The sequence below is a fragment of the Bacteroides reticulotermitis JCM 10512 genome, from assembly GCF_000517545.1.
GTDB classification, from domain to species: domain Bacteria; phylum Bacteroidota; class Bacteroidia; order Bacteroidales; family Bacteroidaceae; genus Bacteroides; species Bacteroides reticulotermitis.
This window is the reverse complement of sequence record NZ_BAIV01000057.1, coordinates 1-11,376: the sequence shown is the minus strand read 5'-3', so window position 1 is coordinate 11,376 and position 11,376 is coordinate 1. Positions and strand designations below refer to the sequence as shown.

Sequence of the window (11,376 nt, the reverse complement as noted above, 5' to 3'; positions counted from 1 at the left end):
TACCTTTATCCAAATGTTTGGATAAAGAAACAAAAAGCCATCAATGAAAACGGTAAACAAGAACCGTTTTTTATTTCTTGGCTTTAGATAATGTTTCATCCAGACTATCCCAGATGTTTTCTGTAACATCTTGTGCTGTAATCGGTTTTTGGGATTTTATATCTCCACTACTATTATAAGTATTTATGTGCGTTCTAACGCTATCCATTGTAGAGAAAATATAGAGTTCACCGCATTGCAATAACACTTCAATACGAGCCTCAAAAGGAGATATAGAGGTTATATCCTTATAAAGTATAACCGTCGTTTTTGTTTCATCCGGCAATTCGGATTCGGAAACTTCAGCAGAAGGATGAACACTCGGAAATTCAAGACGGTCATCTTTCACCTCAATCTCATGTAGTCCTATAACTGGTTTTAATTTCTCCGCAACTTCGGAGCGGGCAAATCCGGTGGCCCTTTCGTCTGAAAATCTTTCTGTTGTTTCTACCATATTCGTAATCTTAAATCATTAAACGAAAACAGGCGTAAGAATTACAAACAAACCGGCTTTAGAGGCACAGCCAAGCGCCCGTCCACTGATAGTTCTGTAACCTTACGCCCTTTCGATATATGATTTTGCTCATATACACGATTAGGCAGAAAGAGAAACTATCATATTCGGGTGAACTTTCGTAAATTGGCTGTTTTCTAAAGCCCCACAATATGTTGTTCTTTCCTACACTCCGAACACAGGAATTATATTTTCCTATGTCGGGCTACAAAGATACATCTTTTTCCTAAATATATCATATTCCGGTCTTTGTATCTCATCCGATCTGGGCATTTATAGCCCGCTTAAAATCAAAAGGTTTGCCGACAAAGTAATAACAGTTGGTTGCACCGCCTGTTGTTACCACCAGCGTACCGTAACCGAATATTCGTCCCGTTACGCTTTGGGTAGTTTGCAAGCCTTCGCACTTGTTCAGCACCAGTTCAGCTACTCGTCTGCGGATAATACCTGTTTTGAGTATCGCTCGCCGATTGGTAACGACAAACAGGGAGCCGACCTTGACAAAAATCCGTTGCACAAGCGAAACCAGCCCAAGAAAAAGTACCGTTATTCCAAGCCATTTCATTATAGGAACGGATATATCGCCAAGAATGAAACCGCCCACCATAAGCAGGCATAACGGTTCAACAAAGAGGAAATAATGAATCCGCGCACGATATTTATTTCCTCTCCCGGTTGTAATTGAGATTTTAGAAAATTCATATTGATTCTGTTTAGTATTGTTTTTCAATATTTCAAATAGGCATCCACACCATCCGGTAGGATTCAGAAAACGATTATCTTTCCTTACCTCATAATGTAAATGGCTACCTGTTGTTGTTCCCGTATTGCCTACACAAGCTATTTGCTGGGTTATACTTACCGAATCCCCTGCATTCACCATTGTTCTGCTTAGATGTGCGTAGAATGAGCGGAAACCGCCTGCGTGTTCAATCTCGATAAAGTTTCCGTACCCTGAACAATAACCTTTGCGGGTTACCACCCCGTTTCCGGTAGCATATACAGGAGTACCTTTAGTTTTTGGAATATCAATCCCTGTATGGAATTTTCTTGTTCTATAAACAGGATGAATACGCCACTCAAACCCCGATGAAATACGCTGTGGCTTCTTAATCGGAAGAATGACAGGATAGTCGCATAGTTCGTCGATAGACATTTGCATAGAATCGGCAATTCGCTGAAACTCATGTATAGAATATATCTGCTTTGTACATTCTTCTATTTCCGATTTTCTATTCAGAGAATCGCCCGACTGCCCCCAAACAGGCAAATGCAGCAAAGCGATGATGAACACTATTATATATTTCATAGTCAATTGTAAATTAAAGTAAGTACCCGAATTGCTCCGGGTACTTGCTTATTTATTCAACTTCCTCTCCCCACAGTTCTATATCTGTCGGGGCATTACTTAGCGAATGGGCTATCCATATCCAACAGAGGGCGTTGAATACGAGCAAACTACCTATAATCATAGTCTGATACTTTTTGTAAAATCTCATCCTTATCCCCTTTGGCATTCTGCCAACTGAATGTTTTTTGAACCACCTGCCCGAATGAATCTTCGACATACACGTCGATAGCCTGTTGATCCGTACTATGCGAAGTGTAGTAAAGCCGGAATGTTGTTTTCTTCAACGGGTACAGGTCATTCGGGAGGAATACCGTACCGTCGTCCAGTCTTAACTCGCCTTTACCGTCACTTTGGAAATAACGAATTTTGAATGCCGTTTCGCTATAATTACCCTCTCTGACTATCTGACATCTTATTTCAGCAGTTTCGCCTTCGGTAATCCGTTTCTGAACGGGCATTGTTTCCAAGTCGAAGCTATACACCTGCTTTATATCCAATTCATCATCACAGGCGACAAACATCAATACGATGGCTGCCAGCCATGCCGTGAGCGCAAGCGTTTTTTTGAATGTTATCTTTTTCATTGTGTTTACTTTTAATTAATCATAAATTTCAGTGCGATACCGAACTGCGTATGGAAGTGTCCGCTGGAAGTACCCCATAAGATGCGTTCACGTCCTGTCAGAACAAGGATTACCCTATCCGACAGGTAGGCTTCAACCTCCAGAGTAATCGCTCCCCCATACAGGAAACTGTCTTTATTTTGAATGGTCGAGCCGTCATACAACAGTTTGTCGCCCCAATTTACCGTTTCATATCCGGCCAGCGCCGATGCACCGAGAGAGAAGAAAAAGGTTTTTGAACCGTCGGAAAGAAACTTATAGTAATAGCCACCCTCTCCGGTAAACTGCGCCATAGGAATACGCCCGTCCTTGTAAGGATAATAGCGGTTCAGGTACTCTGCCCCGAACACCCATTTATTGGCGTTCTTGGCGTATGTCGTCATGGCAACTCCGAAATAGTACCCCAATTCGTTGCGGTTGTCTGATGTGTGAAAACCGTCCACCATGCCGCCCCGCAGTTCCAATCCACGCATCCCTTTCAGGGCGCGTTGGGCGTGTGCCTGACCACCCGTGATAAAGCACAACACCGCTACGATAAAAAACACAGTCCTTTGCATATTACTTCGTTTTCAGTTCGTTTATAACCTTCGCCCGTACCAGATCGGCATTCTCTACCATAAAGGTTTGATGCCGTCCACCCTCTTTTTCGTGAAGTTCGATAATGAGGTGCTTATCGTCCGGGATAGTGAATTTTTGTAAGGTAAATACCGCACGTTCACTCTTTTTACCACCGATGAGCGTTACATTGTTATGTGCCCTGAGCGGCCAGATAACCTGTTCCTGAATGGCGGTGCGTTTCGCTACCTTTTTATCCACAATCTTGAAAGTGATATAATCCACATCAAATGGCACGTTGGAGGAATTTTTCAGTTGCAAATGAAAATACAGCAACCCGTTATGCGAATAAATTCCTTTCAGCAGGTATTGAATGCCGAAACGCTTGGAGCCTATATGCTTTATTTCCCTGTCGTTATTTTTGTAAATGGATTGCATAATCAGCTTGACAAGCAGCGGCGATTCCTGACCGAGTTCGTGCATATAAATATCCAGCGCATTGTTCGGACGATTTACCACTTCCCCGTCATGGATAAAATCGGTCATCTCAATAGAGAGCTTTACCGGCTCATCGGCATATTTCACATTGAACGTGTAATATGCACCGTCTTCGGTAATAACCGCCAGATTACTCTCCCGGCTGAAATCCCTGAGAGCGGCTTTCACACGCAGGACGTTCTCCGTGCCATCGGCTTTTGCCGCCAGCAGATCCGCCGACCCTAAATCCACATAGCGGATAGCGGACGGAAAAATGATATGTACCGTTTTACTGAATGTAACCTCCAGCGCATGGGGCGGTATCATCCGGTTGAATGTAAGCGGACGTGTAAGTCCGTCGAAATAATCACCCGTTGAAGGGTTTTCCTGTGCGTTAGCCACAAATACTGTCGCTACGAAAGCGAACATCAAAAAAATCTTTTTCATTACTTGTTTTTTAATTGTTATAAAAATGGAATTTTAGTGGTTGTCTTTATTTCAAAGGCGGCAGGAGCAATACCTGATACCCCGCTTTGAGCGTTATTTTTACCGTCCGCATCTTTTTACTGACGTACTGCGATGCACCCTGAATAGCGCTCCGTCCCAAATCAGCCAGCAGTTGCGAACCGGCATCATCCGTTATCGTGATACTGCTGCCCATGCCCGACCCCATGTTAGCAGCTACCTCTTTGATAGCATTTATCTCTTCCGAACCGGGAACGGAAATACCCTGCCCACCGTCCAGATCATAAACCAACAGTTCAATCGGGATAACATTTCCGGCATGTTGGATAGCGTTAATGGTAATGCCCATCCTTTCGCCTGTGATACGTGCCGAGCCTGTTACCACCGTATTCTTCGGGATAAGGTAATTTCCGGCTATCATGGGTTCCAAAAGGCGTAAACCCACTTCCTGCCCGTCCGTAATCGTTACTGTCTGATAGACACACGCCCTGATACTGTTTTTGTCCTGAACATTTTCGTTTCCGGCAGCGGTGTTAAATCCCCAATTCCGGGGTTTGACAAATTCTTCCATAAAGACAGAATCCGGCATTGGGGCAGCCAATAGCGATACCACATTGTGGCGTACTTGCGTAACAGGTTGCGTTGTTATTTTACCCGTAGTCTGTACCGCAGGCACATTACCGCCGGAAGGCTGCTCACCGCCGCCATATAGCGGGCGGCAATAGCATAGGATTTTTCGATCATCGCCAGTTGTTCTTCCTCTTCGGATTTGCGCACCTGTTCATTAATCAGTCTCTGTTCCAATTCCTGTATGCGTGATTCCAAAGCAAGTTGCGCCTGTTCGTCCACTTTCGTGGCGGGTTCTTCATAGAAATTACCTAATTGGCGGTTCACATCCTGATAGGCGTTGTTTGAAGTCTGGAAAGCATTACCGCTCCGGGAAGATGACCTGTTACCCGATTCCGGTTCTTCGTAATAATCCGGTGATTGGGGAGTTATTTTTACCTGTTCTTTTTCGGTAGCGTTATCTTCGCCCAGATTAAAGGCGAAATCCTGTAAGGAGCGCATCTTTTCCTGTTGCTTGGATTGCATGGCATCCTGCACGTAGGCTTCGCGCTTATCCGATATGATGCCACTCTCTTTAGGTGTGGGCAGGTCAGTATTAAAACCGTCCTTCTGTTCTTCTCCTTTATCCCCTGACGGGGCGAAGATCAGCCACATCGACGGCGAACAATAGGAACAGTAGCGGGAAGATTATCATCTTCTTACGCTTCTGTAACTCTTGGGGCGTGAGTTCTTTTTTCTCCTTCTCCACCACAGGCTTTTCGTTATTCTGATTCAAATTCTCTGTACTCATAATTAAATTCGTTTATTTGTTTTACACTGTCCAACTGCGATTGCTTCTGCCGGAGTTCCAGCTCCAACCGCTCAATATGCTGTATCTGCATCCTTTCGCCGTTTCCTTTACCTACACGGTAAATGGAGGAAATAGTGATGTAGATAGACAGCCCGCTAAGTGTCAGAACCATAAGAATGGTTATCAATATTCGGGCATCCTTACTGAGCGATCCGCACGCATAGCGGAGGCGGTCGCCCACCCATTCAAAGGGATTTATTTGTTTCTTCTTTGCCATGATCCTACCGTGCTAATGTCCGCAGATCGCGGTTTTCGATTATTTCAAATTTTTCCATTGCAAAACCGTGTGGGTTGTTATCGCTCCTTACCGAGTTGATAAGGTTGCACCGGGTAACCAGAGATCGCTCCGTGATATTACTTTCCCTGATAATCATTTGCCGGGCGTAAGTCATGGCACGGTAGGGATAAGCATTGAAATCAATCGCCACGCTATCCACCTGAATGGTCTGGTTAATATTGCCCGACACAATGCGGTTATAATACCCCTTTTCCTGCATATCCTGATAATACGCAAAAGCGCTCTTATCGACCAGAAACAAAGCCCGGTTGATATTGGATTCGATGGCCGAACGGTCGGGAGAGAGCGTAAAAAAGAGTTCGTGAAACCTTTTTATATGCTCTTTTGCTTCGACGGGACGGTTTTGCGAAAGGTCTTGCGAGAGCGCCAGCATAAGGGATTTGCCCTCATCCAAAATGTAAATTTTCTGCCGCTGGGCTTCCGCAAAGTTGTATGACGACCATACGGAATAACCCGTTATGGCGAGGCACACCACCAGAAACACGATACCGAATATCCGTATCTGCTTGAAACTGCTTTCTATATTCTTTAATGATTTAAACTCCATAATTTTTAATAATTAAAATTGATAAATTGGCGATTTACGGCGTAGGGCCGCCACCTCCCGATGTCTGGTAATTCTGTCCGTTGGGTGCGCCACCGCTGCCGCTACCTCCGCCGGATGAGCCGCCCGAAGAATTACCTCCACCATGCGAAGCCCTGCCTATCAGGTTTCCGGCGATTGCACCGCCAACGCCTGCTGTAAATGCCCCGGCACGGGCGATCCCGCCCATTGCTCCGCTTGCTCCGCCGCCGGATTGGATAATCCATTCGGCTACAGTCGGTACGCTGAAATAGCCAATAATACCGATGATGAGAAATATTATATACACAGCATTGCTCCCATCCGGTATATAGGACGGATCTTGGAGCGCGACAATATCAGCTTGGAGCATCAAAGCCTGAATTTTAGAGAGTACCGCCGAAAAGATGTCAGCCACGGGCAACCACAGGTACACACTTATATACCGTGATATCCAGTTGGTCAGCGTGGACTGAAACCCGTCGTAAATAGAGAGGGCGAAAGAGAGCGGCCCCAAAATGGCAAGGACGACCAGAAAGAAGGTTCGTAGGGTATCAATGGTCAGTCCGGCGGCATTATAGAGCAATTCAAAGAAATCGCTTACAAGTTGCCGGAACCACATTTTTATATTATACCATGTATGCTCCCACCACATCGACACCATTGTGCCGATTTGCCGGATGCCGAGTTCCGAGAATTTTTCTTCATACACCTCGTCATTGACAAGCCACTCTTTTCCCTCTCGTACCCGCGCCTCATATTCCAATGCATCCCGTTGTTGTTGCAATCCTTCCACGTTCTCTATCTGGCTTTCCAAAATACCGTGTGCTCCCGTTACTACGGGAGACATAACGGCATTGATAGTACCAGCACGATAGTTGGGAAAAACATTATACATAAGCCAATGGCGAACGGTCGTAAGAGAGGGAACACGTCAATAGGTTCGGCGCTTGCCAGCGACTTCCATACACGGTAAGCCACATAGAACAATGCGCCGAGTCCGGCCACCCCTTTGGCGACACCGATCATGTCGGCACAAAGGGGCATCATATCCTGATACAGATTTCGGAGAATCTGATGCAGGTTTTCAAAATCTACTGCTAATAACATCATGCTTACCAATATCTTTCTGATGGTTTACCATAAAGCGAACGCACTCTCTCCATATCACCCTTTTGCTGGCTCCGGATAAATGAAATGGAGATATTCTTATTAGTATAATACTTGGTCAGGTTACGGTAATCGACCATCTTAGTATAAATCTGGTCTATCGCATCCATTCGTTCCTTATCCGACAACGACAGTCCGTTGCCGGGGGTAACAACGTTTTTCAGTTCCGTAACCAAAGCCCCGCCTTCTTCCAACAACTTGGCATAACCCAGAGCGATAGCTTCCAGTTCGTTCACACTGAAATTGGGATCAGATACCATTCTATTGAACCCGCCTGAATAAATATTGGTAATCTCGCTTATCATTTCGATAGTCAGCTTTACTTTGCGGGCATCTTTAATCAGGTTATTGACCGATTTAAGCGCATCATAGTATTCTTTACCCTGCTCGTAGATTTTTACTGTTTCCTGAACATTGCTTACCAGATTACTCACGGTAGCAGAGGATTTAACCACCTGCTGAATGTTCTGCACCAGATTGGACGGGTCAAGAACCGCCCATTGCGCTTTCGCTTGAAATGTGAAACCAAAAACGGTTACGCACATTAATAAAATCAATCGTTTCATGTTTTTACTTTTTTATTTGTTTAATACTTCTTTTGAAAGGGAGAGGATACCCATTCGATAGGCTAATCCTCTGCCCTGTAATAGTCGCCATAGTCCGAAAGGATCAGTACGTCCCTTTCAGCATCGTATTTTAGCTGGATGCGCCCGTACAGATAGAAAAAGGTAACGCCCCACCGATGCCATAAGGGACAGTTGAAAACCGTATTGGGATCATAAGAGAATTTAATTCGGTGATGATAAACTCCTGTGCGATAAATATGCACCTCCGGCATCCGGCTTCTGTCCCCGCCGCAGCTTACCCATTTTCCCCTTATATCCTCCAACAGAAAATACTGTTGGCATTTCAACGGATCGGACATACTCCTGTTTCTTTTGCACATGACCGGTTCCTCCTTACTTTACTTCTTGCTTTCAGCAAGTTGTTTTATCGCCAGTTCTATATCCCCGCCCAGCTTTTCGGCCAGCTCCATCACTTCCATTTTCTCCGATTCCTCAGTTGTGTAGGTCAGGTATTCCGACATTGAAACTTCGGTGGCATAAACGGCGCTTTTCACACCGCCCAGACCGATCCAGACTTCTTTGTAAAGCCTGCCGGGATGATTGGACATATTGATGGAAAGTATTTGCGAACGCTCTTTGTCGGTCAGTCCGAGCAGCGATTGGATAGCATCGAAGCGGTTCATGAATTTCCGCTGGTCGAGCAGTATTTTACAGTCCGAGTTATTAATGATACTCTCTTTCACCACAGGAGAGGAAATAATATCATCGACCTCCTGTGTAACCACGATGGCCTCGCCGAAATACTTACGCACTGTCTTGTACATATAGCGGAGATATTCAGCCATATTCGCCGACGAAAGCGCCTTCCACGCTTCTTCCACGATCAATTGTTTTCGGACACCTTTCAGCCTGCGCATCTTATTGATAAAGGCTTCCATGATGATGATTGTAACCACGGGAAAAAGTTCTTTATTATCCTTTATCGCATCTATTTCAAAGACAATGAAGCGTTTAGATAATAAATCCAACTCATCTGCGGAGTTCAACAGGAAATCGTACCGCCCACCTTTGTAATAGGGGCGCAACGTAGTCAGAAGATTTGAAATGTTGAAATCTTCTTTTTCAACCGCTATCTCCCTGTTATTGAGTTCTTCCCTGAAGTCGTTTTTCAGATACTCGTAGAATGTGTTGAAACAGGGCGTTATGGAACGATCTTCCTGAATAAGGTGGATATAACCTGATACGGCATTTCCCAACTCTCCGCTTTCCGTCTTGCCCGCTTTTTCATCCGCGCTTTTCCATAAGGTCATGAGCAGCGTAACGATACTGTCCATCTTTTCCGTTTCAAAAACATAGTCGTCTGTAAAAAACGGATTAAAAGAAATCGGGGATTTTTCGGTATATGTAAAATATATGCCGTCCTGTCCTTTGGTCTTGCGCCGGATCAGTTCGCACAATCCCTGATAGCTGTTTCCCGTATCAACCAGTACGATATGGGAGCCTTGTTCGTAGTATTGCCTAACCATGTGATTCATAAAGAACGACTTGCCGCTGCCCGAAGGCCCCAATACAAACTTGTTCCTGTTTGTAATGATTCCCTTTTTCATCGGGAGGTCGGATATATCCAGGTGTAGGGGCTTTCCTGAAACCCTGTCGCACATCTTGATACCGAACGGGCTTGGCGAATCTTTATAGTTGGTTTCCTCTGTAAAGAAACAGAGTGCCGGTTCGATAAACGTGTAGAATGATTCTTCCGCAGGGAAATCTCCCGCGTTGCCGGGCATCCCCGCCCAATAGAGCGTTGCCGCATCCACCGTATTGTGGCGCGGACGGCATTCCATAAGCGCAAGCTGTGAGCCGACATCGTTGCGGATATGTTGCAACTTGTCTGCATCTTCGCTCCATGCTACGACGTTAAAATGTGCCCGGATGGATGTCAGTCCGTAAGAATGAGCTTCGTTCAGGTAGTGGTCGATCCACTCTTTATTTATCTGGTTTCCCCTTGAATAGCGGGATAGCGACTGCATATTGCGGGCTTGCTTTTCAAACTTCCGCAGGTTTTCGGCGCTGTCATCCAAAAACAAATACTGATTGAAAATGTGGTCGCAAGAGAGCAATAGCCCGACAGGAGAAGCGAAAGACAAAAGGCAGTCGCTCCGGTCAGTGGATAGTTTCTCATAGCGGATACTTGTCCCCACCCGTCCCGGTAAATCCTCTGCATCGGACAAGGTATGCAAGCATACCTTTTTATCTCCGATGCGCAGACCGTCCGCTCCCAGCTCCAAATCTTCCAGTGTCGTAGTATCTTCCGGCGACAGGGCAAAATACTTTTCGATCAATCCTGCGCTATCTGCCGTACCCGTTATCTCATCGTCCGTAAGACGGGTAAGAGTAATAAACCCCGAATCGTCTACAATCCGTTCAAACTGCCCGACAGATTCCAGAAATTTCACGGTCATTTCTTTATCCACCTCTTTAGGGATGATATTGCCCCGGCAGAGGGAAGAAAAATTAGACTGCATCCGCATCCTGTCCTTTGTCGTTTTTGTAAGGAACAGGTAGCAGGAGTGGCTCAGGAACGGGTGCTCGTTAAAATGCCGTTCATAACTGCGCGAAAGGAAGCTCATATCACCGTCGCCCGTCTGCGGACGGTATTTTTCACTGACGAACCAATCCTGCTTATGCACCACAGTGTAGTCCGGCAGTACCTTTACCGCTTTTACCCATGCGGCGTGTATGGCTTCATACTCGGCGCTGGTTACGGTAAAAAGTTCCGGCAGATCGACTCGAAAGGCTACCGTTATATCCGCATCTTTGCTTATTATACATCCGTGTTCGACAGCCAGCAGCGGAAATTTGCTCTCTATCGTGGATGCTTTCATTATATTCCTCATAGCGCTTTCTTCTTTTTGCGGAATAAGCGGTATGGAATTTTGCGGTTTATCAGGTAACGGGGATGCTGGCGTTTTGCCATGAGCTTCATTAACCCGTTCTCACCGTATTTCGCATTAAGGTTGAAAGTCAGCCATACCAGTACCGATGCGGCTATTATGCCGAAGCCTATACAAATCCATTGGTCAATGCCGATCATGTAAAGAATTACAAACAGCACGAAAACGGATAGCAGGCCACCGGCGAAAATGAACAGGTATTGTGCTTTCAATCCCTTAAATTCCACGCTTTTGCCTATCCCTTTATTAATATTGTACTCCATATCGTTGTTTTTGGGAGTAGTTATTAAAGGAAGAAAGAGCGCAGGATAGTGGCTGCTACTATCAGGAAAATACAGGCTCCGAACCAACTGGCGGCAGTTTTCGAGGTGTCCGGGTCGCCTGAACT

12 protein-coding genes and 2 pseudogenes are annotated in these 11,376 nt (G+C 45.5%); all 14 read right to left on the bottom strand.

Going from position 1 to position 11,376, the window contains the following annotated elements:
• Nucleotides 1–70: 70 nt before the first annotated feature.
• Nucleotides 71–493, bottom strand: coding sequence for a hypothetical protein (locus JCM10512_RS24450; protein WP_244437404.1), 423 nt, complete (start codon nucleotides 491–493; stop codon nucleotides 71–73).
• 316 nt (nucleotides 494–809) lie between these two features.
• Nucleotides 810–1,862, bottom strand: coding sequence for a peptidoglycan DD-metalloendopeptidase family protein (locus tag JCM10512_RS24445; RefSeq protein WP_244437403.1), 1,053 nt, complete (start codon nucleotides 1,860–1,862; stop codon nucleotides 810–812).
• Nucleotides 1,863–2,011: 149 nt separating this feature from the next.
• Nucleotides 2,012–2,488 carry a DUF3872 domain-containing protein gene (locus tag JCM10512_RS20530; protein ID WP_044165755.1) on the bottom strand — a complete coding sequence of 159 codons (477 nt, stop codon included), beginning with the start codon at nucleotides 2,486–2,488 and terminating at the stop codon, nucleotides 2,012–2,014.
• 11 nt (nucleotides 2,489–2,499) lie between these two features.
• Nucleotides 2,500–3,084 (bottom strand): conjugal transfer protein TraO, encoded by a 585-nt coding sequence (locus JCM10512_RS20525; RefSeq protein WP_044165754.1) that lies wholly within the window; start codon nucleotides 3,082–3,084, stop codon nucleotides 2,500–2,502.
• 1 nt (nucleotide 3,085) lies between these two features.
• Entirely contained in the window at nucleotides 3,086–4,006 is a 921-nt protein-coding gene (traN, locus tag JCM10512_RS20520) for a conjugative transposon protein TraN (RefSeq protein WP_044165753.1), read from the bottom strand.
• Between the two features lie 46 nt (nucleotides 4,007–4,052).
• A pseudogene (traM, locus tag JCM10512_RS24985) lies at nucleotides 4,053–5,381 on the bottom strand (conjugative transposon protein TraM).
• On the bottom strand, nucleotides 5,353–5,658 hold the full coding sequence (locus tag JCM10512_RS20510; protein ID WP_044165751.1) for a TraL conjugative transposon family protein: 306 nt from the start codon (nucleotides 5,656–5,658) through the stop codon (nucleotides 5,353–5,355). Before JCM10512_RS20510 ends, traM begins: the two are co-directional and overlap by 29 nt.
• Before the next feature lie 4 nt (nucleotides 5,659–5,662).
• Entirely contained in the window at nucleotides 5,663–6,286 is a 624-nt protein-coding gene (gene traK / locus JCM10512_RS20505; RefSeq protein WP_044165749.1) for a conjugative transposon protein TraK, read from the bottom strand.
• A gap of 34 nt (nucleotides 6,287–6,320) precedes the next feature.
• Nucleotides 6,321–7,348, bottom strand: a pseudogene (gene traJ, locus JCM10512_RS20500) (conjugative transposon protein TraJ).
• A gap of 68 nt (nucleotides 7,349–7,416) precedes the next feature.
• Nucleotides 7,417–8,037 carry a DUF4141 domain-containing protein gene (locus JCM10512_RS20495; RefSeq protein ID WP_044165748.1) on the bottom strand — a complete coding sequence of 207 codons (621 nt, stop codon included), beginning with the start codon at nucleotides 8,035–8,037 and terminating at the stop codon, nucleotides 7,417–7,419.
• Between the two features lie 62 nt (nucleotides 8,038–8,099).
• On the bottom strand, nucleotides 8,100–8,396 hold the full coding sequence (locus JCM10512_RS20490) for a DUF3876 domain-containing protein (protein WP_044165747.1): 297 nt from the start codon (nucleotides 8,394–8,396) through the stop codon (nucleotides 8,100–8,102).
• Nucleotides 8,397–8,435: 39 nt separating this feature from the next.
• Nucleotides 8,436–10,931 (bottom strand): TraG family conjugative transposon ATPase, encoded by a 2,496-nt coding sequence (locus JCM10512_RS20485; protein ID WP_044165745.1) that lies wholly within the window; start codon nucleotides 10,929–10,931, stop codon nucleotides 8,436–8,438.
• The gene (locus JCM10512_RS20480) at nucleotides 10,928–11,251 is read right to left on the bottom strand and encodes a DUF4133 domain-containing protein (RefSeq protein ID WP_044165756.1); all 324 of its coding nucleotides are present in this window, start codon (nucleotides 11,249–11,251) and stop codon (nucleotides 10,928–10,930) included. The genes JCM10512_RS20485 and JCM10512_RS20480 overlap by 4 nt, the downstream gene beginning before the upstream one ends.
• Before the next feature lie 23 nt (nucleotides 11,252–11,274).
• Nucleotides 11,275–11,376: DUF4134 family protein (locus JCM10512_RS22270; protein WP_004315125.1), on the bottom strand; the 102-nt coding region annotated here is incomplete at its 5' end.